20 protein-coding genes are annotated in these 25708 nt (G+C 40.9%); 9 read left to right on the forward strand and 11 right to left on the reverse strand.

What is annotated here, in order from left to right; translation table 11 throughout:
• Nucleotides 1-7: 7 nt before the first annotated feature.
• The 4 genes from C0V77_RS16475 to C0V77_RS16490 all read left to right on the forward strand — a co-directional run bounded on the left by C0V77_RS16475 (nucleotide 8) and on the right by C0V77_RS16490 (nucleotide 3777).
• Nucleotides 8-652, forward strand: a complete 645-nt coding sequence (locus tag C0V77_RS16475; protein ID WP_143706115.1) for an Ig-like domain-containing protein — start codon at nucleotides 8-10, stop codon at nucleotides 650-652.
• A gap of 151 nt (nucleotides 653-803) precedes the next feature.
• Nucleotides 804-1352, forward strand: coding sequence for an RNA polymerase sigma factor (locus tag C0V77_RS16480; RefSeq protein WP_158237969.1), 549 nt, complete (start codon nucleotides 804-806; stop codon nucleotides 1350-1352).
• Between the two features lie 10 nt (nucleotides 1353-1362).
• Entirely contained in the window at nucleotides 1363-2613 is a 1251-nt protein-coding gene (locus tag C0V77_RS16485) for an outer membrane beta-barrel protein (RefSeq protein ID WP_101727440.1), read from the forward strand.
• A 219-nt stretch (nucleotides 2614-2832) separates the two neighbouring features.
• The gene (locus C0V77_RS16490; RefSeq protein ID WP_101727441.1) at nucleotides 2833-3777 is read left to right on the forward strand and encodes a DUF1080 domain-containing protein; all 945 of its coding nucleotides are present in this window, start codon (nucleotides 2833-2835) and stop codon (nucleotides 3775-3777) included.
• Between the two features lie 65 nt (nucleotides 3778-3842).
• On the opposite strand, the gene C0V77_RS16495 is transcribed toward C0V77_RS16490, so the two are convergent.
• Nucleotides 3843-4883, reverse strand: a complete 1041-nt coding sequence (locus tag C0V77_RS16495) for a serine hydrolase (RefSeq protein WP_101727442.1) — start codon at nucleotides 4881-4883, stop codon at nucleotides 3843-3845.
• 248 nt (nucleotides 4884-5131) lie between these two features.
• On the opposite strand from C0V77_RS16495, the gene C0V77_RS16500 reads away from it, so the two are divergent.
• The gene (locus C0V77_RS16500; RefSeq protein ID WP_101727443.1) at nucleotides 5132-5878 is read left to right on the forward strand and encodes a toll/interleukin-1 receptor domain-containing protein; all 747 of its coding nucleotides are present in this window, start codon (nucleotides 5132-5134) and stop codon (nucleotides 5876-5878) included.
• Between the two features lie 210 nt (nucleotides 5879-6088).
• Here C0V77_RS16500 and C0V77_RS16505 read toward each other — a convergent pair whose 3' ends face one another.
• The 3 genes from C0V77_RS16505 to C0V77_RS16515 form a co-directional block, all read right to left on the reverse strand.
• Nucleotides 6089-8659: a TonB-dependent receptor domain-containing protein gene (locus C0V77_RS16505; protein WP_101727444.1), complete on the reverse strand. Its 2571-nt coding sequence runs from the start codon at nucleotides 8657-8659 to the stop codon at nucleotides 6089-6091.
• A gap of 425 nt (nucleotides 8660-9084) precedes the next feature.
• Nucleotides 9085-9303, reverse strand: coding sequence for a helix-turn-helix transcriptional regulator (locus C0V77_RS16510; protein WP_101727445.1), 219 nt, complete (start codon nucleotides 9301-9303; stop codon nucleotides 9085-9087).
• Between the two features lie 28 nt (nucleotides 9304-9331).
• Nucleotides 9332-9889, reverse strand: a complete 558-nt coding sequence (locus tag C0V77_RS16515; protein ID WP_101727446.1) for a DUF2975 domain-containing protein — start codon at nucleotides 9887-9889, stop codon at nucleotides 9332-9334.
• Between the two features lie 258 nt (nucleotides 9890-10147).
• Between C0V77_RS16515 and nadE the strand changes: the two genes are divergently transcribed.
• Complete coding sequence (gene nadE, locus C0V77_RS16520; RefSeq protein WP_101727447.1) at nucleotides 10148-12175, forward strand: NAD(+) synthase; 2028 nt, start codon at nucleotides 10148-10150, stop codon at nucleotides 12173-12175.
• A gap of 472 nt (nucleotides 12176-12647) precedes the next feature.
• A complete protein-coding gene (locus C0V77_RS16525; protein ID WP_101727448.1) occupies nucleotides 12648-13925 on the forward strand; it encodes a citrate synthase in 1278 nt (425 codons plus the stop codon).
• Between the two features lie 53 nt (nucleotides 13926-13978).
• Here the strand turns inward: C0V77_RS16525 and C0V77_RS16530 are convergent, their stop codons facing one another.
• On the reverse strand, nucleotides 13979-14608 hold the full coding sequence (locus tag C0V77_RS16530) for a riboflavin synthase (protein ID WP_101727449.1): 630 nt from the start codon (nucleotides 14606-14608) through the stop codon (nucleotides 13979-13981).
• Nucleotides 14609-14722: 114 nt separating this feature from the next.
• Here C0V77_RS16530 and C0V77_RS16535 point away from each other — a divergent pair, with 114 nt between their 5' ends.
• Entirely contained in the window at nucleotides 14723-15313 is a 591-nt protein-coding gene (locus C0V77_RS16535; protein ID WP_101727450.1) for a DUF1684 domain-containing protein, read from the forward strand.
• A 329-nt stretch (nucleotides 15314-15642) separates the two neighbouring features.
• The gene (locus C0V77_RS16540; RefSeq protein WP_101727451.1) at nucleotides 15643-18117 is read left to right on the forward strand and encodes a zinc-dependent metalloprotease; all 2475 of its coding nucleotides are present in this window, start codon (nucleotides 15643-15645) and stop codon (nucleotides 18115-18117) included.
• Between the two features lie 57 nt (nucleotides 18118-18174).
• On the opposite strand, the gene C0V77_RS16545 is transcribed toward C0V77_RS16540, so the two are convergent.
• The 6 genes from C0V77_RS16545 to C0V77_RS16570 form a co-directional block, all read right to left on the reverse strand.
• Complete coding sequence (locus C0V77_RS16545; protein WP_101727504.1) at nucleotides 18175-19500, reverse strand: alpha-L-fucosidase; 1326 nt, start codon at nucleotides 19498-19500, stop codon at nucleotides 18175-18177.
• Nucleotides 19501-19607: 107 nt separating this feature from the next.
• Nucleotides 19608-20924, reverse strand: a complete 1317-nt coding sequence (locus C0V77_RS16550) for a PAS domain-containing sensor histidine kinase (protein WP_229236301.1) — start codon at nucleotides 20922-20924, stop codon at nucleotides 19608-19610.
• Nucleotides 20905-22278: a sigma-54 dependent transcriptional regulator gene (locus C0V77_RS16555; protein ID WP_101727452.1), complete on the reverse strand. Its 1374-nt coding sequence runs from the start codon at nucleotides 22276-22278 to the stop codon at nucleotides 20905-20907. Before C0V77_RS16555 ends, C0V77_RS16550 begins: the two co-directional genes overlap by 20 nt.
• 206 nt (nucleotides 22279-22484) lie before the next feature.
• Nucleotides 22485-23642 carry an ABC transporter permease gene (locus tag C0V77_RS16560; protein ID WP_101727453.1) on the reverse strand — a complete coding sequence of 386 codons (1158 nt, stop codon included), beginning with the start codon at nucleotides 23640-23642 and terminating at the stop codon, nucleotides 22485-22487.
• 33 nt (nucleotides 23643-23675) lie between these two features.
• Nucleotides 23676-24929 carry an ABC transporter permease gene (locus tag C0V77_RS16565; RefSeq protein ID WP_101727454.1) on the reverse strand — a complete coding sequence of 418 codons (1254 nt, stop codon included), beginning with the start codon at nucleotides 24927-24929 and terminating at the stop codon, nucleotides 23676-23678.
• A gap of 55 nt (nucleotides 24930-24984) precedes the next feature.
• Nucleotides 24985-25650, reverse strand: coding sequence for an ABC transporter ATP-binding protein (locus tag C0V77_RS16570; RefSeq protein WP_101727455.1), 666 nt, complete (start codon nucleotides 25648-25650; stop codon nucleotides 24985-24987).
• Between the last annotated feature and the right edge of the window lie 58 nt (nucleotides 25651-25708).

Below are 25708 nucleotides of genomic sequence, written 5' to 3' on the forward strand. Positions count from 1 at the left end.
CAGAACAATGCTTCGAAAATTATACATATTGGTTTTATCAGCAGCAATGATGGCTTGTGATCTGGCCAAAGAAGATATGCTGGCGCCAGGGGCACCGGTAGAGAATCCAGATAATGCTTTCTTTGCCTTGCAGGGAGAAACCTGTACCATAAATCCCGCAGCTTTTGACAGGCTCAGAGGGGTTACTTCTATTATTATCAGTAAAACACCACAATATGGCGAGGCAAAATTTATAGAAAATGGTTTTATTTTTTACAAACCGGCAGATAACCGCATAACGTCTGATTATTTCAGTATTGATGGACAGAGCCAGGCAGGAACTAAAATAACACAGGAAATACAGATAACCTTTGTGCCGGATGCCTCAGGTTTGCCTTGCTTTGCCGGAGCCGTGAGCGATAAGGCCGAAACTACAAAAGATAAACCCGTAGAGATTGATGTTTTGGCTAATGATAAAGCCTGTAGTACAATAGATCGTAATTCAATCAGCATTGAGTTGCCGCCCAGAAACGGCAGGGCAGAGGTAGTGAACCAGAAAGTTTTATACACACCCGATAAAAATTATGTGGGAGACGACATTTTCTTTTATCGCGTAAATGTCAATAACAGGAGGAATCCGGTGGCGGCGGTTGAGGTAAAAACAAACCGGTAAGGTGATTTGAACTGAAGAAACACTCGCTAGAAAATTTCCTCAATACGCATAAGTGGCTATTTTAATAAAAGCAGGAGGTCTGTTTTTGAATATTTAGAATTATAGTAACCGAAAATTAGTATTCAATATAGACTCGATTTTTACCAAATCTGTGCTCTTTAAAACTGATTCTGAATTATTAGACGGATGCCTCAGAAGAGATTCTAAGGCTCAGGCGGCTCTTTACCAAAAGTATAAGGGACGCTTTTTTGGCATTTGCCGACGATATACCCCTAATAAAGAAGAAGCAGAAGATATTTTTCAGGATGCCTTTGTGAAGGTATTTCTGAATCTGAAAGAACTCCGAAGTGCAGACCAGCTAAGCGCCTGGATTAGGCGAGTGGTAGTAAATGTATGCATTGATTATTACCACAAGCGTATCAATTTTGTAGATTTAACCGAGGTACCAGAGGTGGCTCCGGCCGACTGGCAAAATGAGTCAATCATTTCAGCAATGAACAATCAGGAGCTTCTGAGCATGGTAAATGAGTTGCCGGATGGCGCCCGTATGGTATTCAACCTGTTTGTAATTGATGGATACAGCCACCAGGAAATAGCACAAATGCTGGGTATCTCGGAAGGTACCTCTAAATCGCAGCTCTTCTTCGCCAAGAAACTGCTTAAAAAAAAATTACTGACAACTGGAATAACCATTGATTAGCCGATAAAAGATGGAAAATTTTGATGATAACATAGAGAACGAATACCGGAGCCGCTTTGAAGATTTTGAAGAGATGCCCGATGATTTGCTATGGAACAAAATTCAGTCGAGAATTACGCCTGAAAAAGAGCGTCCTTTTATTATATGGTTGCGTACACCGGTGCGCACCATAGGTTTAGCGGTTTCTTTATTGATAGCCCTCGGATTTGGCACCTATTTTATGTTTAAAACAGATACCCAAATACAGGGAAGCCGTTTGAATGAGAAGCAGGTTAACCACAACCCGGGTAGTGTTACAAAAACGGGAAACTCCAAAGAAAGTAAACGGGATGTGATTGAACAGACTCTGAAACAGCAAAGCCCAGTGGCTGGGGTGCTTAAAGAAATGAGTAACAAGGTAACTGGTATGGCAAAACACACATCAGGCCTGATGGCTGGCCATCAACAAGCAAAGCGCAATAAGGAGGATTCAGATTTACAGCAGATAAATAAAGAATTACCTGTTACCCTTGTTTCAGAAGAAATAAGAACACCTGTTTTAAAAGATGTATATGCCCTTACAGGAAAAGGAGCGAACATTTTTTTGGTTAATAAGCGCTTAAATGCGCCCGATTTATATACCGAAGCAATGGCCATAGAAGTAGAAGAAAAGCACGCACGGTTTTTTTTGCCGCCTAGTGAAATGTTCATTAATGTAAACCCTACTTTGAGTTATTATATGTTTTCGCCGAACAAGGGCGACAACGTTCTGGTGAGTGATTTCAGTAATAGCTCTCAGCGGCTTGGTTTTGGTGCGCAAATCGGATTCGTGTATCCGCTTACCAGGAAATTTGACTTAAGAACGGGTGTGAGCTATTTTACAAGGAAGTCGAGCATCAGCTATGATATAACCGACGAAACGAAGAAGAATGTAGTAGTGGTAGACAACAACTCCATTCAGATTAATCCGGGTAGTTCGGCCATGAATGAAACCAGAAACTGGCACTATCTTGAGCTGCAAAGTGATGTGTTGTATGCCATCAAGGCAATGCAGGCAGTATCAGTAGGGTTTAAAGTTGGCATGCATACGTCGTCAATGAATGCGCCTTTAGTACAGGGGCGGCTTGGTTACCGAATTTCCAGACCAGTTAATAACCGCTGGGCTTTGTGGCTTGAGCCAGCCGTATCAGTTTCATTGTCTTCTCAGAATTCGGCACAAAACCTTTTTATGTACCGCACTACTGGTTTTGGTTTGAATCTGGGGGTGAGCCTATTAAAATAATGTGCAATTGAGTGAATTTTTGAATGAAGAATAAGGCGCTTTAGAGATAACCTCTGAAGCTTTTTTTGTTGGATATGCTCTGATAAGCCGCACTATGAATTTATTTAATGCACCTGATTGGTCCCATTTCTGAATTTATTGCTATTTTGCCGTTAAAAACCAGTTGCTGCAACAGAAAATACATTAACATAAATTTTATTCAACCAAAAAACACCTGAAATGATAACTACATTAAAAAAATGTATCAGCGTTTTTAGCCTTATTGTTCTTGCAGGCACCACAGTATTTGCTCAACTCGCACCCATCAAAAGTATAGAAGGCCGATGGGATCTCACCATTAATCACGGAAGCAGAACTGCGCCGTCATGGTTAGAAGTAAACCACTCGGGTACCAAATTCCTGAACGGGTCTTTTGTAGGTGAGGGTGGAAGCGCCAGACCTATATCGCGCATTAGTTTTGCAGATGGTAAAGTTTCGTTTTCGGTTCCCCCGCAATGGGACGCCCTCGACAAAGATTATGTGGTAGAAGGCGTTTTAAAGGATGATAAACTGAGCGGTACCATTACTACTCCTAAAGGTGAGGTTCTGAATTGGGTGGGTGTAAGAGCGCCTAAATTAAACAGCACCAGAACACCCGTTTGGGGCACGCCAATTAAACTTTTTAACGGCAAAAATCTGGACGGCTGGGAAGCCACAGGTACCAATAACCAATGGGTGGTAGAAAATGGTGTTTTAAAAAGTCCGAAATCAGGTTCTAACCTGCGCAGTGTTCGTACTTTCAACGACTTTAAACTGCATGTGGAGTTCAGATACCCGAAAGAAAGTAACAGTGGTGTGTATCTGAGAGGCAGATATGAAGTGCAGGTAACCGACAGCGAGGGTAGAGAGCCTTCTAAAGACCAACTGGGAGCCATTTATGGTTTCATTACACCACTTGAACTACCGTTGAAGTCGGCAGGTGAGTGGCAAAGTTTTGACATTACCTTAGTAGGAAGAGTAGTTACGGTAGCCCTGAACGGCAAGACCATTATCTACAAAAACGAGATTCCGGGTATAACAGGTGGTGCCTTAGATAGCAATGAAGGTGAGCCTGGCCCGATTTTCTTTCAGGGAGACCACGGCCCCATTGAGTATAGAAATATCGTGATTACGCCTGCAAAATAAATATTTTTAGTCCTGAAACATGTATGAGAACTTGTTTCAGGACTAATTCCCCTTTACCTGCCGTTCTACTTTTTAACTGCAGGAATAATATATTTCAGAAGCATTTCGAAAGGAAGTTTACCTCTCCAGTTACCATAATTACTACCTGTAAACACTGCCGTTAGTTTATATTCCGGAAGATACATCAGATATTGCCCACCATTGCCGGATGCAAACAGCACTTCTGTATTGATGTCTTTGTATTTCAGGTTTTCTCTGTACCAAAAGAAGCCATAACGAGCACTCTCATATTGGGCATTGGGCATTCTGGAGAATCGGGTAAATGAAAAATCAATAACAATGTGGCAATCGGTAGATTTTTTTATCCAGTCTTTACTTATAATTTGCTTGCCTTTCCAGTTGCCGTCATTCTTGACCATATCAATAATCTTGAGCATATCTGCAGGCAGCATATAAAATGAACCGGCTGTCATACCCTGACCCTTTGGCGAGAGAGTCCATTTATAATCGGTGATTCCCAGCGGCAGAAAAAGGTTTTGTTTGGCAAATTCCATGACACTCATTCCGCTGGCTCTTGCTATAATCTCTCCCATAATCATAGGTTCGTTGGAGTTGTAAGACCAGTTGAGTCCCGGCTCTCTGATTAAGTCAACCCCCAGACAAAAGGCAACCCAGTCTTGTGTTTTAACCATTTCTACCTCACATTCGGGGCCTATATCATAATACTCTTCGCAATTTAATCCCGACCGCATTTCCAGTAAATTTCTGACAGTGATTTTGCGTTTGCCTTCGTGTTTCAATTCCGGAAAAAAGCGCCCCAAATTATCATCCAAAGACATCAACTTTTTGTCGATGGCGATTCCTGCCAGCAGACTAGTGATAGATTTGAAAGACGAGCGAGTATCATGCTTCGTCTCTTTGGTGAAACCATTAAAATATTCTTCTACGATAATCTTATCCCCTTGCGTAACTAAAATGGCATCAATTTTAGGATAAGTTTTATCAGCGACTTTATCTTTTAGTTCTTTAATGAGTGGGTTGTCTTGCTGCTGCGCCTGGCAGTTGGTTAATAGTAAGATAGATAGGGCGAAGAATAGGTTTTTCATGAATTGTTGGTAGAGGGTGAATAGCTTTATTTAGTAAACGTATATGTGTTATAAAGATATGTAAGTCCTCTTTTTATTTTTTGGTTTAGACTAAAATTACGAAATTAATTGCAACCATTTTAGATTGATTACTTTAAATAGCAATTATGCAAATTAGCAACTGTTTTATTTAATTAAACCGCGAAATAAATTATTTGTATTTCATTATTGTTTCTTTGATATTTGGGCAAAATTACTTTTTAATACTTATGAAAGACGAAGAAATTATACAAAATGCAGCACAAGAGTTTTATGATAATGAATGGTCATTTAGGTGGTCTGTACCCAACAGGTCTGTCCTAGATATAATAGAAATCTTAAAGAGTCAATTAGGTAATTTTTATACTCCAGAATTTAAAGCAATATTTCTGGATAAATTGTTTTCTATATTTTCAAAAGATAATGATGAAAGTAAGGATAAGGAAAGAATGTTATTCCATATTAAACAAGAATTAAGTATACTCCCTGCAATTGTCCATCCTAAAAAACTTGACCAAACAATGTCAGATAGAGTCAAAATATTTATTAGCTATAGTCATATAGATAAAGATTATGTGAATAAAATGAAAAGGCATTTTGTCCCTTTTAGAGACAAATTGGATCTTTGGGATGATACTAAAATTGAAGTTGGACAGAATTGGAAAGTAGAAATCAAAAAAGCTATCGATGCAGCGAAGGTGGCTATTCTATTTATTAGTGCTGATTTTTTTGCTTCTAAATTTATAGCAGAAAACGAATTGCCTCCACTATTGAAAGCAGCAGATATTGAAGGTGCTACAATTATTTCAATAATAGTAAAACCGTGCCTTTTTGATGAATTCCCTCAATTAAGTCAATACCAAGCAATGAATGATCCTCAGAAATCACTTATCAAAATGCAGGAAGATGAAACTGAGGAACTATGGACAAATGTTGTACGACAAACAAAGAAAATATTGGAATCAAATAATACATAGATATTATTTTCTTTGCTTTGATAAATTAACATTAGGACGATTTTAAATAGTTAAAAGTGTTGATTACTTTAATTTTCCCCAAATCTATTCAGGGTTACTTATTTTTTGGTCTATTTACGCAGGGTTGAATCATTTAGAGTTACACTCCTACAAAAAAACGCCCCAAAGCATCAGCTCTAGGACGTTTCTGTATTTATGGACTATCCAATTTTAGTTTCCACCACCGGTACGTCTTTGTTCGGCTTCTGTAGCGGTGCTGCGGTTGCGGGCGTTTTTCACGTTCTGGTTACCGAATTTGTATGAGAACGAGAAACGAACGGTTCTGCTATCCCAACGGTTGTTCAAGAGCATGTTAACACCTGCAAAGTTGGTTTTGCCCGACCAGAAACTGGTTAAGAAAATATCGTTGATATTCAGTCTCAAAGTAGCCTTTTTGTTCCAGATACTTTTTTGCAAACCTGCATTAACGGCATACTGAGATTTTCCCTGCATGATACCATACACATTAGGTGAGTTGTACCACATCGAAATTTCGGCTGACAAATTCTTAGGCAATTTAATGCTATGGCTTGTATAGAAGTTATACGCCCATTGGCCTACGTTCAGGTTCTGGTCAGATACCTCTCCTTTAAATTTGTTATAGTAAACCGATACGTTGTTCTGTGCATTCCACCATTTGGTAATCGGAATCGGCACGCTAAAGTTAACATTGATATTTTCAAATCTGGCAATGTTTTCCTGCGTTGCAAACGTGATTTTCTCAGGGTCAATGCCTTGTATGTTATTGTATTTTTTCAGTTTCTCCAAAACAGCCGGTACGCTTACAGCATTTTTAATCACCTCAGCCATGTAATCGTTGGTAACGCTGTAACCTATGCTTGTTACAAATGCTTGTTTAAAGCTGTGTGTTAATTCAAACGAGTTGGTGTATTGCGGCATCAGGTATTCGTTTCCAAGCTGATAAGTATATGGGTCAAGGAAATAAATGAACGGATTCAGCGAGTTATAATCCGGGCGGTCAATGCGTCGGCTGTATGAATACGTCAGTTGATTGTCCTTATTAATAGTCTGTGTCAAAAACAAACTCGGGAACAGTTTTACATAATTGCGTTCACGAGATTCGTTCAGGGTTACCGATTTACCTTCTGAGTGCGTATGCTCCATACGCAAACCAGCCTGTAAATTAAATTTCTTGCTCAGCTCTTTGTTAAAGTTGGCATACGCCGCGTTGATGTTCTCGGTATAGATAAAGTAGTTGGTACGTCCTTTATCTACTGCGCCATTCTGATAGAATCTGATGTCGTTGTCAGAGGTCACCCAGCTGCTTTTCACACCGAACTCCAGTTTGCCTTTAATTTTGGGCAGCGGATTCACATAATCAGCCTTTACTGCAAAAATGTTGTATTTGTTTGGCGCATTGCTGGTAATGTTTAGCGGTGTGCTGTATTCGGTTTCTACTTTATCAATATACTTATAGAATCTCGAAACCATGCCTCTTTCCATTCCCTGGTTGTTATAAACTGAATAATCTACGTCGGCAGTTAATTCTTTTCCGGTCGAATCGAAAGTATGTTTAAAGTTGGCGTTGAAAGTGGTGTTTGTCCAGGTTCTCAGATTACTCGAGGTTGTCACCAGACTTGAATCGGGCGTAACCGAGCCAATCTTTTTCATATATGTTATGTTACGGTTTGGGTTTGAACTCTCCCACGAACCCACATTACCAGTTATCAGCACACCCAGTGTGGTTTTTTTAGTTGCGTAATAATCTGTACCTAATTTATAGCTGAAATTCTGGTTTAACTGATAACGATACGCATATTGTTCAAACGTCTGGCCGCCAATTTCTCTTGAAAACGCATTGTTGTTGAAACGCTGGTTGTCAGAAAACGTAAGATTCGTAAACGTATTGAACTTGCCCTGACGGTTGTTTAGATTGAGGCTGGTATTGTATTTTGGCATCAGACCGGGCTTCATTTGCTCTACAGCGGTAAGGTCTTTGTTTAGCCCGGTTTTTAGAAAAGGGGGCAAACTGATAGCCATACCTACCGACACGCTTCCGTTGGTGCCATAGTTTTTGTTTTTCTTGGTAACGATATTGATAACCGCTTTACCGGCTGCATCGTAGCGCGATGATGGGTTTGAGATAATTTCGATTTTTTCAATCTGGTCGCTATTCATGTTTTTTAGCTGATTAGCCAAATCACTCTGCGACATATAGGTAGGTTTACCGTCCATCAGAATCAAAACGCCTTGTTTACCTTTCACGCTGATGTTATCGTTGTTGTCAACGGTAACGCCCGGCGACTTCTGCAAAACCTCTAAGGCTGTGTTACCATTGGCAACAATACTACCTTCCACATTTACAACCAGCTTGTCGGCTTGTTGTTCTACAAAAGGTTTCTTGGCTGATACCGTTACTTCTCTCAGGCTTTGAGTATCTTGTTCAAGATGAATATTCGATAATTTTACATCAGGGTTTTCAGCGCTCAGAACAATTTTCGGAGAATAGTATTTCTTGTACCCAACCATTGAAACCGACACGATGAACTGGTTCTGTACGCCTGAAGTTAAAAACTGTTCCAGTTCAAATTTACCTTCTGCGTCGCTTACACCACCTTTTACAAGTGTAGAGTCCTGGGCACGTAGTAGTAGCACATTGGCAAACGGAAGTGCCTGTTTTTTTTCATCAAAGAGGCTTCCAGATATCTTTCCTTTGTTAATTTGGGCAAAAGAAATTAAACCCGCTCCTGCAAGCAGGAGTGTAAGTAATAGCTTTTTCATTGCTTTTTAATTGTAATTAGTAATAGCTTTGTGTTGAGTGAGTATCTTTAAATCAGCTTTTAAGTTCAGGTAAAGTCTGTTTTAAAGATGCGGGTCTGCTACCAATGCTGGTGTTTATTAACTGTTTTATTAAATGCTTTTCATAATTTTCTAAATTTACTCTTTCAATGCTTTATTAGATGCGAAAGAATGTTCCAGGTTACATCTGGCCTCCTAAAAAACTGCCCCTAAAGCCTGAGACAGTTTTACTCATTAATTAACCTAGTCAAATTTAATGTTGTTAGCTCTTTCATAATTTTCTTGTACAAACTTATAGTACTTTGTAATGCAAGGTAACTTATATTACATAAGTGGCTTTAAATTTTGATGAGTGGCAAAACCCTGCATTTGTATTGTAGATGCAGCTTTTTGCCGTTGGGTTGCACTTAAATTTTGTTTTTTTCAGGCAAATATTCCAGAATATCGCCCGGCTGGCACGCAAGTGCCTCACAGATAGCCTCTAAGGTTGAGAATCGCACGGCCTTGGCTTTGCCTGTTTTTAGTATAGAAAGGTTAGGCAGAGTAATGTCTACTTTCTCGGCCAGTTCAGAAAGAGGCATCTTTCTTCGGGCCAGCATTACATCAAGATTTACAATGATAGGCATGGTTTTTATAAGTTTAAGTGGATTGGTACTAAACAGTTAATTCGTTCTCTTCCTGCAGTTCAACGCCCCGTTTAAAGATTTGCGCCATTACGTAAACTACACCTGCCGAAAACAGGTATTGAAAGTTTGAGTTGAACATGCCTCCGTCTATTCCGGTTATGTGTTTGGCCAAATGATGCGCATAGCTATCTGCTGCAAAGTACACGATACCTAAACCAAGAATGGTATAGCTCATGTTTTCAATCAATGCCGCCACTTTCTTTGAGAACGGTGAATGCAGGTTTATTTCTTGCAAAATATTTCTCAGTTTTTCCCAAACCTGTATTTTCAGAACAGCAATGGCTATAACTAAAGACATAAGCGCCAGATACGGAAATATATCATGATTGTTTTTCAGGTGGTCAAGACCTGTTCCGGTATTAAATGTGAACGTAACGTTTACGTCACTGAATCTTCTCAGTAAGTCGGCAACATGGATTCCGATAAACGGAATGATAACTCTCGCTGTACTAATAATGGCTCCTATATAGCCTATCAGGGCAACGATTTTAATCATGCTTAGGATACTTTGTGTTCTTGTTTTCATAATAATGTTTGTTATTTGATTGGTTTGATGGTGTAAATATATTAGGTGTATTATTGATAAACAATAAATATATATTAATAAAAGGAAAAATATTTATGAATAACGGGTTTTTAAGGATGAGTGGATGAGTGGCTGTGCGTGGCACACCATTAATCATGCAACGTGCGCTTAAAGGGTTGGGGTTGGCAGATTTTCTTATATTTGTAATTAGAAATCAGTTGGTTCGGTTGAACAGACGCGAGTTAATAAATAATAACAATGAAATTAGTAAAAGTTGCAGCAGGCACGCTTAACCAGACGCCGTTAGACTGGGAGCAGAACCGGAAAAATATTATAGATTGTATAAGAGAGGCAGACAAGCAGAACGTAAGCCTGCTTTGCCTGCCAGAACTATGCATAACAGGCTATGGCTGCGACGATGCTTTTTATTCGACAGACCTAATTGAGCAGGCCAAAGAGAGTTTGAACGAAATAGTGTTGCATACATCTGGCATCATTGTGTCGGTGGGGTTGCCGGTTCGGTTCAATAACAAGATATATAATACGTCATGCCTGATAGCCAACAAGCGGATACTCGGTTTTGTTTGCAAGCAGCACCTGCCTAATTATGGTGTGTTTTATGAAGACCGCTGGTTTCATCGCTGGCCTGCCGGTGTACGCGATGAAATTGAAATTGATGAATTTAAGTACCCCATAGGAGACCTGGTTTTTGATTTGAGCGGCGTGCGTATTGGTTTTGAAATATGTGAAGATGCCTGGGTGGCAAACAGGCCCGGCAGAACGCTATTTGACAGGGGCGTAGATATTATACTTAATCCAAGCGCCAGCCCGTTCTCGTTTGCTAAATTTATAACCCGTGAGCGGTTTGTTATTGACGGAAGCCGTTCTTTTGCCTGTAGTTATATTTATACCAACTTGCTTGGGAATGAGTCTGGCCGATTGATTTTTGACGGCGATGCTATGATTGCTTCAGATGGCAACCTGCTGGTGTCGTCGCCACGGTTTGGTTATGGCGATTTTTATGTAACCAGTGCAGTTATTGATATAGAAGGCCCAAGGGTGAATCATTCTCAGATTAAATCATCTTTAGCTACCGGTAACTGGAAAGTAGCTGCCCTTTTTGATTTTCCGGATATAAGGCCTGTGGCGAATCAGCATGCCGAATTAGAGAGATTTGAAAGAGGCGGATACCTGAAAGAAGAAGAATTTGCCCGTGCGGTATCGCTGGCCTTGTTCGATTATCTGCGCAAGTCACATTCTCAGGGTTTTACTGTTTCGCTTTCAGGTGGAGCCGATTCTTGCGCCTGCGTGGCATTGTGTGGCTTAATGATTCGCCTGGCCGACGAAAGCATCGGTCTGGATGCCTTCAAAAAGAAACTTTCGTATATTAAAAAGATACAGCCTTGCACAACCGTAGAAGAGGTAACCAAAGAGCTGATACACAGTATTTATCAGGGTACCGAAAACAGTTCAACAGATACTTTTACGTCGGCCGAGAGTCTGGCCAATTCAATTGGCGCTACTTTTTATAATGTCAATATCAATGGCTTGGTTGACGCTTATACGGGCATGATTGAGGAGCAGATTGGCAGGAATCTTTCATGGGAAACGGATGATCTGGCCTTACAGAATATTCAGGCCCGGGTTAGGGCTCCGGGTGTGTGGTTGCTGGCTAATTTAAATAATCATTTATTACTGGCTACGTCTAATCGTTCAGAGGTAGCGGTCGGCTATTGTACGATGGATGGCGACACTGCCGGAAGTATCAACCCTATATCAGGCATTGAAAAATTCTGGTTAAGAGGCTGGCTGGTATGGCTGGAAACCGTGGGATGTGACGTAAAAGGCAGGCACATCAGAATTGAGGGACTTAATAAAGTAAATAACCTGCAGCCGACAGCTGAACTTCGCCCACTTGATAAAAAGCAGACTGATGAAAAGGACCTGATGCCTTATGAGGTGCTGAATGAAATAGAGAAGGTGGCCATCAGAGATAAAAAGCCTCCTTTGGAGTGCCTTTTGTTTATGGAAGCACAATTTGCTGACCGTTTCGACAGGGATACACTTGCCGGATGGGTAGAGCGGTTTTTCAGGCTCTGGAGCCGGAACCAATGGAAGCGCGAACGCTACGCGCCGGGGTTTCATCTGGATACCCACAACCTTGACCCCCGTAGCTGGTGCCGGTTTCCGATTTTAAGTGGTGGCTTTGAAAAAGAACTGACCGATATGCAGGAGTATCTGGCCAAGGGAGACCGCAAAAAAGTAAAAGGAAGGATTGGATTCTGACAGACGAAGGCCCGGCGAAACCCGGGCTTTCGTCTGTTGCTGGTTTAAAGTGCAGCATTTCAATTGTAAAAATGAGCGGGTATATACAGCATTAAGATGCTGATTATTGTTGTTTCGTAAGTACAAAGAAAAATTTAATCATTTTTATAGAATAATGCTTTTTAGGTGGGGTTTCAGCATTATCTTTGTGTTTTCGCGCACTATAATAACTGCTTATTAAGTATTAAATTTCCTTTAAGTTTTTGCATGTTTTTATGCTTTTACAAACTTTTTTGGTTACAGAGGGGTTATAAAGTTAAAGAATTATAAGTTTCGCTACCCTGTTTTTACGGGTCATGTTAAATTTTAGTTGCTTTAACAAATATTTATCTGTATATGGATATTTTTACGCTTTTTTTGTTATTATTGCAACTGAATTTGCGAAATAATTCATCAATAAAATTGATAACCACAAAATAATCTAAATGTTTTTATGGCTGGTACAGCAGAATTAATACTTGACGGTAAGTCATACCAATACCCTACCATAGAAGGTTCGGAAGGAGAGAAAGCAATTGATATTGCTAAGCTCCGTGATGAAACAGGTTACATAACAATCGATAGCGGCTATAAAAATACTGGGGCTACTAAAAGTGCCATTACTTTCTTAGATGGCGAAGAAGGAATACTGCGCTACCGTGGCTATGCCATAGAAGACCTGGCTGAGAAAGCCAATTTCTTAAGTGTAGCTTATTTGCTTATCTACGGTGAATTACCAACCAAAGAGCAATACAATAAGTTTGATAACGATATCCGCAGACACACACTGGTTAACGAAGATATGCGTCGCATTTTTGACGGATTTCCGGTGAATGCGCATCCAATGGGTGTGATGTCGTCTTTGATAAGTGCCATGAGTGGATTTTACCCTGATTCGTATGATGACAAATCGCCGGATCATACCGATACCCACATCATTCGTTTATTGGCTAAGTTCCCTACGCTGGCTACCTGGTGCTATAAGAAATCAAACGGCCACCCAATTAATTATCCAAAAAACTCATTAGATTATTGTTCTAATTTTTTACACATGATGTTTTCACTGCCGGTTGAAGAGTATTCGGTTGACCCTGTGGTTTCGGCAGCATTAAATAAATTATTGATTCTTCATGCAGACCACGAGCAAAACTGCTCAACATCAACGGTTCGCCTGGTAGGTTCTTCAAAAGCCAACATTTATTCTTCTATTTCAGCCGGTATATCAGCTCTTTGGGGGCCACTTCATGGTGGTGCAAATCAGGAAGTAATTGAGATGTTGGAAGATATCAAGGCTGATGGCGGAGATGTAAATAAATTTGTAAATAAAGCTAAAGATAAAAACTCTGGTTTCCGTCTGATGGGCTTTGGCCACAGAGTTTATAAAAACTTTGACCCTCGTGCCAAAATCATTAAAAAAGCGGCAGATGATATTTTAGGTAAATTGGGTGTGAATGACCCTGTACTTGAAATTGCCAAAGGTCTTGAGGAAGCAGCTCTGCATGACGATTACTTCATTGCAAGAAAACTGTATCCGAACGTTGATTTCTACTCGGGTATTATTTACCGTGCCTTGGGTATTCCTACCAATATGTTTACTGTCATGTTTGCATTAGGACGCCTACCCGGCTGGATTGCGCAATGGAAAGAAATGAGAGCGAACAAAGAGCCTATTGGCCGTCCGCGTCAGATTTACACAGGCTCAACACTTCGCCCGTTCCAATCGTTCGAATAAAAAATTAGGCCTTACAGCTATATTAAAAGCCTTAGCAGTTTCCTGCTAGGGCTTTATCTTTTTTGAAGAATGCGTTGCATGTATTTGCCAAGTATATCAAACTCAAGGTTCACCAACTTACCAACGGTCAATTGATGGAAATTGGTGTGTTCCCAGGTGAATGGAATAATAGCAACACTAAATCCATTATCTTTTGAATTAACCACTGTCAGACTTACGCCATTTACACAAATAGAGCCCTTTTCAACAGTTATATTATTAGTTGAAGCATCATATTCAAATGATATAAGCCAGCTTCCGTTCTGGTCTTCCAGAGCTGTGCAGACGCCTGTCTGGTCTACGTGCCCTTGCACTATATGACCATCAAAACGGCCATTGGCTGGCATGCAACGTTCAAGGTTTACTTTATCGCCTATCGCTAAATTGCCTAGATTAGTTTTTTTCAAGGTTTCATCAATGGCAGTTACTTTATACCTTACCGCTGTATGAGTTTGATTATTGTCTTTAGCATCCGTCATATCGGTAAGTACCTCTACTACCGTAAGGCAAACGCCGTTATGCGATAAGCTCTGGTCTATTTTTAGCTCCTTTGCTATGTCAGATTCAAATGTAAAGGTTAAATTTGTGCCATCTGGCTCAATGGCAACAAGGCGCCCCATTGACTCTACGATTCCTGTAAACATGTAACAATTATTAAGGTTTTCGTCTGCGAATTACGATATTTCAACTAAGAATAGCGAATAAAAGTTCTTATTTAAGTATATTAGCCGACGTTTATCCACAATCATAATCAGACTATGCTTAAAAACAAAGTAGTACTTTTAATTATCGTGTTTGCAGTGATTGGCATCCTGTTTTACTCTTTAAGTAGCTCAGAAGATTATGCCGGGCGCATCAACGAAAAAAGAGAAGCCTATCAAAAAGATGTCTTTAAAGAAAAGAATTCTCCGGTGGCTAATCTTACCAACTTTACCGGATTCAAATACTTCGAGCCTGATGCGAAATATAAATTCGAGGCTGATTTTAAAGCAACTAATGATAGCGGAGAGCGGATGATTCTGATGACCGACAGCACACAAAGCGAAATAAAAAAAGCCGGAGAAGCTACCCTTGAAATTGAGGGTACTACCTATACCCTAAGTGTTTTTGATGAGGAAACTACATTTATGCTGCCCTTTAGGGACAAAACCAATGGTAAAGAAACTTATGGTGGCGGCCGGTATATCAATATCCCGAAAGATGCACTGGTGGGCAGCAAGATTGAAATAGATTTTAACAATGCCCATAATTTTTACTGTGCCTACAACGAAAGCTTCATTTGCCCCATACCGCCTAAAGAAAACAAAATTAATGCAGAAGTAAGGGCGGGGGAGAAGACGTATAAATGAATGAATCGACTTTAGCGGCCGCCGCTCGGTCGATTTAAAAAATATAAATATTCATTTGTTTTGATAGCCAGCGACCGGGGTGGCGACCCACTTCATTGGCTGTTATCGCGAATAAAGGAAATTTACACACCCAATGAATTGGGCGACTATCAAAACAAAGGTTATGATATATAAATGTTCCTTTGTTTGCTTAGTCGGTGAATTCATTCACCGTGCTCTGAAATCAAAACAAAGGTTACAATTTTATTCATACCGACCGAAGTCGGTATTCTATCAATAAATATCCAAAAACCTCAATAAACATAACCAGAAACAAAAATCACCTTTCCATGAAAAAACGCTTCATCCAAACACTGGTTTTTCTGATTTGCAGTGCATACGTAATGGCTCAGGATGTGAAATCAATCGAGAGTTTCACAACAGGCATGGATAAAAAAGAGGGCTTCCTTAATTATTACTGGAATGCCAAAGACGGCAGAGTATATCTTGAAATAGCGCATTTCAATTCAGAGCTGCTTTATTATCCATCATTGGCTCAGGGGATAGGGTCTAACGATATTGGCTTAGACCGTGGACGACTCGGAGAAGAGCACGTCATAAAGTTTCAGAGAGCCGGTAACAAAGTGCTGATGGTTGAACCCAACTATGCCTACAGAGCCATATCAGAAGACCCATTGGAGAAGCAGGCAGTAGAACAATCATTTGCTAAATCAATACACTTCGGGTTTGAAATTAGAGCGGAAAGCAATGGCAGAGTACTGGTTGATTTAACGCCGTTCCTGATTCAGGATGCAGTAGGTGCCATCCGCGACATTTCAAACACCAAACAGGGTACTTTCCGCCTTGATGCTACCCGTAGTGCTATTTATTTACCTAATACGAGAAACTTTCCGCTCAATTCAGAGTTTGAGGCTATCATAACTTTAACCGGCGACAACGCAGGCCCTTATCTGCGGGAGGTTGTGCCTACCCCTACTATTGTAACCATGCATCAGCACCACTCTTTTGTGGCGCTGCCTGATTTGGAAGCAGATAAAAAAAGCAGAGCTTTTACACCAAGAGAATTTGACCCACGGATTGGATATGGGGGGATTCAGTTCTTTGATTACGCCACACCTATCAGCGAACCCATTGTTAAAAAATACATTTCACGCCACCGTTTGCAGAAAAAAGACCCTACCTCAATGGTAAGCGAGCCTGTAAAACCTATTGTGTATTACATGGACCCTGGCGCTCCGGAGCCTATCCGTTCTGCCCTCATGGAAGGAACCGCCTGGTGGAACCAGGCATTTGAAGCCGCAGGATACAAGAATGCTTTTCAGGTAAAATTGCTTCCTGCCGATGCCGACCCTATGGATATCAGATACAACATTATTCAATGGGTGCATCGCAGCACCAGGGGCTGGTCTTATGGCGCCAGTGTAATTGACCCCCGCACTGGCGAGATTCTGAAAGGTAAAGTAACTTTAGGTTCACTGCGTGTTCGTCAGGATTTTCTGATTGCACAGGGTTTTCTGGGCAACTATGAAACAGACACAACGAAAGTAAAGGAAATCACCCAGATGTCAATCGACAGGCTGAAGCAATTGGCGGCGCATGAAGTAGGCCATACTTTAGGGCTACCACATAACTATATTTCAAGCATTAACGGGCGCGCCTCTGTAATGGATTATCCACACCCGCTGGTCAGTTACTCTAACGGAAAATTCGATCTCTCACGCGCTTATGCTATGGGAATTGGTGAGTACGACAAAGCCTCTATTATCTGGGGATACCAGGATTTTCCTGATAATGCAGATGAGAAGGCGGAATTAGAAAAGATTGTCCAGAATACTCTGAGAAAAGGCCTGAGATTTTTGACCGACCAGGACGCCCGCCCGGAAGGCTCAGTAAGCCCTTATGCACATTTATGGGATAACGGCGGAGATGCCGTAACGGAATTGAAGCGTGTGATGGACTTACGCAGAATTGCTTTAAGGGAGTTTACCGATAAAAAAATCAGAGCAAATACCCCGATGGCTAACATTGAAGAGGTTTTGGTACCAATGTATATGTTTCATCGTTATCAAACAGAGGCGGCAGCCAAAGTACTGGGCGGTGCTGACTATAATTTTGCATTGCGCGGAGACGGGCAGGTTATTTATGAGCCGGTGCCTGCAACCAAACAACGTGAAGCATTTAATACTTTAATGCTAACACTTACGCCTGAGTTTCTGGCTGTGCCTGATCATATACTGAAAATGATTCCTCCAAGAGCATTCAGATATAACGCCAACCCGAGAGAAACTTTTAAACGCCATACCGGTTTAGGTTTTGACCCCCTTGCCCCGGCAGAAGCATCAGCCGGAATGACCCTGAGGCTGATTCTGAATCCTGAGCGTAGCGCAAGACTGGTTAGCCAGAAAATAATGAAAGGTGATTTACCTACCCTGGCTGAGGTTTCGTCTATTATGGTTCAGAAACTTTGGAAAAAGCCTGAGATGTTTAGAAACAACAGTTATTATGCCCAAATAGACCGAATGGTTGCCATGTTGTTTTTAGATCAACTGATGATGCTGGCTAATAACAAAAATGCTGCCATGGAAGCACGAGCCAATGCTTACGGAGCCATTGACGATATACAAAGCTGGTTAAAAAGCAATAATGTTGACGGTGCAGGTTTTGCCAGATTAACCTTACTGAAAATTAAACAGTTTGAGGATAATCCTGAGGCCACTATTTCATCAAATGCACTTGCGGCACCGGAAGGAGCTCCTATTGAACCCGGCTATGAATGGTTGGAACAAGATTGTGAGTGGAAATGATACAAAAAATCCCTTCTGGCATACGGAAGGGATTTTGTTTTGCAGCTAAATATCAACTTAATTGGCAGGTGTATCATATAACTCCACGTTAGCAATTATTGGCTTGGCTAGCGTGCCTTGAATAGCTATGCGAACATCTTTGCTTTTAACTCTTGGGAAATACACAATGCGTTTATGCCCGATTGTAGTGGCAGTTGCAACTGTTTTCCATTCATTGTTTTCTTTTACCTGTACTGCAAATTCGTTGATTCGTTGTCCGTAACGGATATCTTCCTGCACAACCAGACAGTTAAAAGTTTGTGCCTTGTTCAATGAAATATCATAACTGTCAGCACCCGTTTTTTTTGTAAAAGTACCTTTCTTTAACAGATTTTTACTGAAATACTCATCGCGTAATTTCTTAAATTCCAGCAAGGCTTTTGCATCATTTTCATGAACCAGCCCCCGGTTATCAACCGGAATATTCAGCAATAAGTTGGCGCCTCTGCCTACAGATTTATTCCAGATGTCCATCAATGCCTGAGGAGTCTTTACTTTATCGTCTTCGTTTTTATGATAGAACCAACCCGGGCGTATAGATACATCGCATTCAGCCGGAATCCAGTGCGTGCCATTGGCATCGCCCACGTTCAGGTGTTTGGGCTTGTCGTAGGCAGGAAACAACGCTGCGCCATTGATGGTACTCCAGCAGGTTTCGCCGGCAAAGCCGCTTTCATTGCCCACCCAGCGGATATCAGGGCCGGCATCGCTGAAAATTAATGCGTGTGGCTGATAGGTTTTCACGGTTTTGTTAAACAAAGGGAAATCATACACCTGTTTTTTGCCATTAGGGCCTTCGCCATTAGCGCCATCAAACCATACTTCAAACAAGTCGCCGTATTGGGTCGTAATTTCTTTCAGCATATTTACATATACCTGGTTGTATTCCGGGGTTCCGTAGGTAGGGTGGTTTCTGTCCCACGGAGAAATGTAAATTCCCATTTTCAATCCATATTCTTTACAAGCAGCCGATAGTTCTTTCAGCACATCTCCTTTACCGTTTTTCCAGGGAGACTCTCTCACTGTATGTGTTGAATATTTGCTGGGGTACAACGCAAAGCCATCATGATGTTTAGCGGTAATAATAATGCCTTTCATACCTGCGGCTTTGCAGATTCTGGCCCATTGGCGGCAATCAAGCTGGGTAGGGTTAAAAACGTCTTCTTTCTCTTTGCCATCTCCCCATTCTTTGTCGGTAAAAGAGTTGGGTCCAAAATGTACAAAGGCATAATATTGTAAATTGTGCCATTTAAGTTGGTCGGCCGTTGGGGTAGCGCCAAAAGGCTTTGGGGTTTGTGCCATTGCCATGCCTGCAAGCAGGCACAGAATAATGAATTTTCTCATGTGTGTTAGTTTTAGGTAAAACCTGTCAATAGACCCGGTCATCTACTATTGTAAAGCGGGTCAAAAATAGCAAATTTATATAATTGACAAGGATTAATTTTATGGCCTCAGAAGCCAATCCTGAAAACTGTCAGCCTGTCTGGATTGGTTTTGAGCGAATACTGAAACCCATGATTGACCAGTATTTCACGAATCAGTGTAAGGCCTATGCCTTGTCCGTTTTCTTTAGTCGTGAAAAACGGAGAGAAAATCTGTTGCTCGGCGTCTGTAGAAATACCTGAGCCGTTGTCTTCAATTAATAACTGTTTAGGGTGGTATGTATTACTAATAGTAATCTGGCCTTTTTCCCGCCAATCGGGGTTCTTTTTTTTACGTAGTTCTATTGCCTCAATGGCATTTTTTATAATATTGATAATTACCTGCTCTAACTGATGCACATCAGCCATAATAAAAAAAGGCATTTCGGTAAGATGTGCTTCAATCCGAATGCCCAATTGTGAGGCTTTATATTCCATAAGTCTGCTTGAGTTTCGCAGCAGTTCATTCAAATCTGACTTAACAGGCCGGGGTTCTGGCAGACGAACCATATCTGCAAAATTCCGCATAAAATGGTTCAGGTGGTTATTCCTCTGGATAGCAATTTCCAGTGCATATTTTAGCTCAGAATCATGTTCCTGCATCTGCACGGTGGTATCAAGAATTGAATTGACAGAACCAATCGAGTTGTTTACCTCATGCGCCATCATCCGTATTACCTTTCCGTATGCTTTCTTTTCGGCATTAAGAATCTCAACGGTCAGCTCTTCAATCATGATAAAGTAACGCGGAAAGCCGCGGTCAATAAAATGCGATTTTTGACATTTATAAGTTTGTATACCATTCAATGCTATCGTGCGCGACTCTCCGGTTTTAAGGGTGCTGATAGCCTGCAAAAGTGGGTGGTCGAAGTCAAAAACAGATTTACCCACCAGCTGGTGGGCATTCATATTTAAAATTTCACCAACCTTGGGGTTTATGTTGGCAATATTATCGTCAAAGTCCAGAATCAAAATACCGGTTGGTGATGTTTGTACCAGTTTCTCAAGAAAATAATGTTGTTGTTCCTGCCGGGTGCGTTCCTGTCTGAGTTGGTCTACCATGCCGTTATAAACATCAATCAGCTCGTCCATTTCCAGCTTACCTACTTTTAAGAATTTTACATTAAAATCTTTATCGCGTATGGCATTTACACCTGTCATAAGCAGACGGATGGGCGCAATCAGGTCACGATACAATTGCCAGGAAATATAGATTGAAACCAGAATAAAAATCTCTGAGAAAATAAACAGCAGTTTATTGCTTTTGAATATGAAAAAAGAGAGGCCAATTACAATAATATGAATGACCACCATAAAAAGTATAAACTTAGTCCGTATCTTCATCATGCGGGATATTATATTTCTCCAATCTACGATATAAAGCGCTTCGGGTCAAGCCCAGGGCCTTGGCAACAGCCATTACCTTGCCTTTATGAAATTCAATGGCTTTTTTTATCATTTGCACTTCCATTTCTTCAAGTGTCATACTACCTACTTCGGGTAATGTATTTGAACCCGCTTTTTTTACAGATGGCTGCCATTGCACCTGAAAATCGGCGGCGTTGAGTGTATCATGATGGCTTACCAAAATAGTACGCTCTACCAGGTTTTTCAACTGGCGGATATTGCCGGGCAATGGCAATTGTTTCAGCCACTTCATTGCCTCTGGTGTTACTTTCAGTTGAGGTCGGTTGTAAATTTCCCGCAGATTCTGAACAAAGAAGTTAACCAGCAGCGGAATATCGCCGGGTCTTTTACGTAAAGGTGGAAGATTAATAGTAATGAGGTTGATTCGGTAAAGTAAATCTTCTCTGAATCCGCCTGATTGTACATTTTCTTCCAGATTTTTATTGGTAGCACAAACCACCCGTACGTCTAGTGTTTTGGTACGGCTGTTGCCCAGTACCTCATAGGTGCGGTCTTGTAGCACACGCAGCAATTTTACCTGGCTGCTCATATCCAGGTCGCCAATTTCATCTAAAAAAATGGTTCCTTTGTTGGCCATTTCAAAACGGCCGGCACGGTCAAAGCGGGCATCGGTAAAAGCGCCACGCACATGCCCAAACATTTCAGATTCAAACAAACTGGTAGAAATGCCACCCAGATTAACTTTCACAAAAGGCTTTCTGTTTCTTTGGCTGTTCTGGTGAATAGCCTCGGCAATCAGTTCTTTTCCGGTACCGCTTTCGCCCATAATCAGCACAGATGCATCAGTTGACGCAACTCTTCCGATTGTTTCAAGTATCTTCAGAAATTCGGCATCCTCGCCAATCAACTGGCTGAAATTATACTGGGCATCCAACTTTTTGCGGGTAAGTGTAAGCGTTTTTTTCTCCGATAAATCCAGAATGGTTCTGATGGATTGCATCAGATGCGCGTTTTGCCAGGGTTTATTAATGAAGTCGCTTGCACCGAGTTTCATGCCGCGCACAGCCAAATCAATAGTTGCCCAGCCAGTAATCAGTATAACCGGAATAGTACTGTTTATTTTCTTGATTTTCGATAACAGGCCCAATCCGTCAATCCCTGAAGTATCGTTAGAAAAATTCATATCCAGTATTATAAGATCTGGCAAGTCTAATTCCAGAAACCCCAGCGCTTCCTGCTGTGAACCCACAGCCACAACATCAAAGCCCTCTTTTTTCATCAAAAGAGAAAGAGAGGTACGAACAGCAATGTCATCGTCAATGATTAAGAGCATTTTTCAATGTTTTCGTAGAGACGTATTGCGATACGTCTCTGGAGGCCTATCCATTCAATTAGATTCAATTTTATAGTATTTTGAAAAAATAGATGGATTTGTGTATTTCAGTCCTCTGAAGACGTAATTCATTACGTCTCTACAAAAATGGTTTTAGAATTTTAATTACAAATATAGCCAATAATCGCATGCCCTCTGTAAGTAAATCAATCCTCCCGCAACGCAACGGCCGGATAAATCTCTGAGGCCTGCTTGCTAGGCAACAACGCACAGACAATAACCAAAATGTATATGGATAAAACCGCCAGCACAATGCCGGTAACATATACCAGGGCTTCGATGTCAAATACATTCAGGATCGGAAACTGGACGGCAAAAAATAAGCCTAGTATTACACCAAAAGAAGTAATAACGGTGGTTTCTCCTACAAAATGCCAAAGGATGTTACTCTGTGTGGCACCAATGGCGCGGCGTACGCCGATTTCCTGTTTGCGTCGGCTGATTGTCTGAAACAATACGCCAAAAAGCCCAAGTGTAACATTGAAAATCAGAAAGCCACATACTATCAGTAGTATCAGGATAGGTATCCAGATAATGCGGTTTTTGTTGGCTTTCATGTTTTCCAGGTGCTGAATTTCAACAGACCAGTCTTTGCCCAGTTGCACCAGTTCTTTAGAAAGCTTGGCCTCTGTTTCAACTGAAGTGCCCGGTTTTACTCTTATCAGCATTTCAGAATTCCATGCTTCAAGTGGCTGTATGAGGCAGGCAGATTCAGGCTGAAAATCATTTTCAAATTTAAAATGGCCAATCACACCTACCACCTGACGCCGGCCATCATCTTTCCCAATAATTTTACCGAGGGCATTTTCATTGCCAAATAATTTTTCTTTCAGATACTGTGTAATAATTACCGGCCTTATTTTATTTACTTTATCTGCCTCGGTAAACCAACGCCCCTCAGATAATGGCATTTTCAGCACGTCAGGATAAGTTGGGTCAACATTCATCATCTCGGTAAGTGTGCTGTTATTCTTATAGTTAATTACATTATTTGAAGAACTGAAACTATATGGTAGATTACTGGATGAAAACGAAAACGCTTCTATTTCAGGAAATGTTTTAATTTTTTGCCGTATCAGATCTCTGTAAATAGTTTTCAGGCTATCGCTCTCAGTATTAAAGTCAATAAAAGCTGCCCATACGTTCTCGTGGTCAATGCCAGATGGTTTTGAGTAATTACGATAGTTGTAAAAACTAAGGCTCCAGACCGCAAACAATATCAGGAAGGAAATGAAGATTTCGAGCATCATCAGGAAGTTGCTCTTTTTCTTCTTCCATATTAATTTAAAAAGGTGCTTAAACATAGTTATATAGTATTAATGTTTTTAAAATGGGTATCATTCGCCGCCTCGTAAGGCTGTTACTACCTGTAGCCTTGACATACGCCAGGCTGGATAAACACCAGATAACAAACCAAACGCCAGGCTTACCAGAATGGCTACCAGAAATACTTTCCAGTTAATGGTCAGGTCGGCGTAGTTAATCATGCCACTGGTATTAATAAAATAAATAACACCAACTGAAAGAATAAGCGCTATTAGCCCACCAATTAAGGTAAGAATGAGGTTTTCTATAATAAACTGGTAGGTAAGTACTTTTGAAGATGCCCCAAACGCCTTACGTATGCCGATTTCAGACGCCCGTTCCAGAATCCGGCTGATGTTGACATTAATCAGGTTGATTGCCGGTAACGACATAAACAACAAGGCAAACCCCATAAGCACTATATAAAAATACTGGATGCTTTTGTTCTCGTCTGCATGTAAAAACTGAGCTAAGAATGACCCCACATAGGTGTCGGCAGTTGACGAGGCTTTGTTGGGTTTAAACCATTTATCTGTACTTATAAGCGGCACTTTCTTCATGATTGACTGATACTCTGCCTTTATTTCAGGAAAATCTTCTTTGCTTTTGGCCAGCAAAAACACCAGATAACTACCGTTAAGGCTTTGCTTGGTCTGATCTACTTTTTTAGTATTATAAGGCATGTAAATGTCTGAAGCCACATAGATACGCGTAACAGGCGTGCCACGTACCACGCCAATAATACGGTAGTTTACGTTATCTACTTCCATCGTTTTCCCGACAACCGATACTCCCTTGCCAAAGTATTTGTCGCGCGTGTCATCATTAATTACAATCACGTAATCATTATTATCTATGTTCTGCTGCGTATAGGGTTTACCTTCTAGGAAATCAAAATCAGTCACATTCCAGAAATTGGCATCGGTATGCTTATACATCAGTTTTATTTTATTCTGTCTTGCATAAGCATTTATGGTATTCGGGAAACTCCCGAAGGCTACCATCTCAGGGGTTGTCATCTTTCTTACAAAATTGTTTATAAAGTAGAGGCTCACCGGCGAACTCTGCATACCTTGCTGAGTGGTATCCTGCTGTACCATTCTTGAGATATATAGTGTACGGTCTCTTTTTGATTCAGGGTAGCCCGCAGAAATCAGGTGGTCTATAAAGGCCGTAATGACTACCAGTATCAGTAAGGTGAAACTGATACCGAACAGGCTGATAAAAGTGAAGAATTTCCGGCGTCTCAGTACCGCAAATGTTATTTTTAAATAATTTTTTAACATATCTATATGGGGCAGTGATTGATTGGGTCGCTGCTTTTTTATGAGTTAATATTGATTACATTACCTGTGTGCCATCAAACAGGCGAACCAGCCGATTAGTCTTTTTGGCCATGTTTTCATCGTGTGTTACCATCACAATGGTAGTGTCTTCGTTTTTATTCAGGTTGATGAGTATGTCCATGATTTCGTTACCCATGGCACTATCCAGGTTTCCGGTAGGTTCATCGGCCAGAATAATTTCAGGACGACCCACAATAGCACGGGCAATAGCTACACGTTGTTTTTGTCCGCCGGAAAGTTGTGATGGGTAGTGTTTCATGCGGTTGCTCAAACCTACTTTTTGCAGAGCTTCGGTGGCTAATCTGGTGCGCTCGCTGGCTGATGACGCGCGATACAGCAAAGGCAATTCTACGTTGTCAATTACAGGCAGGTCATTAATGAGGTGGTAACTCTGAAAAATAAAACCCAGTTTCTGATTGCGGAAGTGCGCCAGTTTTTTGTCAGAAAAATTATTGATAACTTCATTGCCTACGGTGATTTCTCCTTTCGAAGGTTCATCAAGCAGACCCATAATATTGAGCAGGGTACTTTTACCGCAGCCGGATGGACCCATAATTGAAAGAAATTCTCCTTTGGCCACCTCAAGATTAATTTCATTGAGGGCCAGGGTTTCAATTGCACTGGTGCGATAAACTTTTTCGATGTTTTTTAACTTAATCATAATTTATGAGCTGTTTAATTTTTAATTATTGAATGCAGAATCAGCGAATATTTTAATT

Source organism: Emticicia sp. TH156 (genome assembly GCF_002855535.1).
In the GTDB taxonomy this organism is placed as follows: domain Bacteria; phylum Bacteroidota; class Bacteroidia; order Cytophagales; family Spirosomataceae; genus Emticicia; species Emticicia fluvialis.

Coding starts and splice junctions, on each gene's coding strand:
- C0V77_RS16540 (WP_101727451.1), top strand. CDS start 15,643: ATGAAAAAACGCTTCATCCAAACACTGGTTTTTCTGATTTGCAGTGCA.
- C0V77_RS16495 (WP_101727442.1), bottom strand. CDS start 4,883: ATGAAAAACCTATTCTTCGCCCTATCTATCTTACTATTAACCAACTGC.
- C0V77_RS16500 (WP_101727443.1), top strand. CDS start 5,132: ATGAAAGACGAAGAAATTATACAAAATGCAGCACAAGAGTTTTATGAT.
- C0V77_RS16560 (WP_101727453.1), bottom strand. CDS start 23,642: ATGTTTAAGCACCTTTTTAAATTAATATGGAAGAAGAAAAAGAGCAAC.
- C0V77_RS16515 (WP_101727446.1), bottom strand. CDS start 9,889: ATGAAAACAAGAACACAAAGTATCCTAAGCATGATTAAAATCGTTGCC.
- C0V77_RS16545 (WP_101727504.1), bottom strand. CDS start 19,500: ATGAGAAAATTCATTATTCTGTGCCTGCTTGCAGGCATGGCAATGGCA.
- C0V77_RS16550 (WP_229236301.1), bottom strand. CDS start 20,924: ATGATGAAGATACGGACTAAGTTTATACTTTTTATGGTGGTCATTCAT.
- C0V77_RS16510 (WP_101727445.1), bottom strand. CDS start 9,303: ATGCCTATCATTGTAAATCTTGATGTAATGCTGGCCCGAAGAAAGATG.
- C0V77_RS16565 (WP_101727454.1), bottom strand. CDS start 24,929: ATGTTAAAAAATTATTTAAAAATAACATTTGCGGTACTGAGACGCCGG.
- C0V77_RS16535 (WP_101727450.1), top strand. CDS start 14,723: ATGCTTAAAAACAAAGTAGTACTTTTAATTATCGTGTTTGCAGTGATT.
- C0V77_RS16490 (WP_101727441.1), top strand. CDS start 2,833: ATGATAACTACATTAAAAAAATGTATCAGCGTTTTTAGCCTTATTGTT.
- C0V77_RS16570 (WP_101727455.1), bottom strand. CDS start 25,650: ATGATTAAGTTAAAAAACATCGAAAAAGTTTATCGCACCAGTGCAATT.
- C0V77_RS16475 (WP_143706115.1), top strand. CDS start 8: ATGCTTCGAAAATTATACATATTGGTTTTATCAGCAGCAATGATGGCT.
- nadE (WP_101727447.1), top strand. CDS start 10,148: ATGAAATTAGTAAAAGTTGCAGCAGGCACGCTTAACCAGACGCCGTTA.
- C0V77_RS16530 (WP_101727449.1), bottom strand. CDS start 14,608: ATGTTTACAGGAATCGTAGAGTCAATGGGGCGCCTTGTTGCCATTGAG.
- C0V77_RS16525 (WP_101727448.1), top strand. CDS start 12,648: ATGGCTGGTACAGCAGAATTAATACTTGACGGTAAGTCATACCAATAC.
- C0V77_RS16555 (WP_101727452.1), bottom strand. CDS start 22,278: ATGCTCTTAATCATTGACGATGACATTGCTGTTCGTACCTCTCTTTCT.
- C0V77_RS16505 (WP_101727444.1), bottom strand. CDS start 8,659: ATGAAAAAGCTATTACTTACACTCCTGCTTGCAGGAGCGGGTTTAATT.
- C0V77_RS16485 (WP_101727440.1), top strand. CDS start 1,363: ATGGAAAATTTTGATGATAACATAGAGAACGAATACCGGAGCCGCTTT.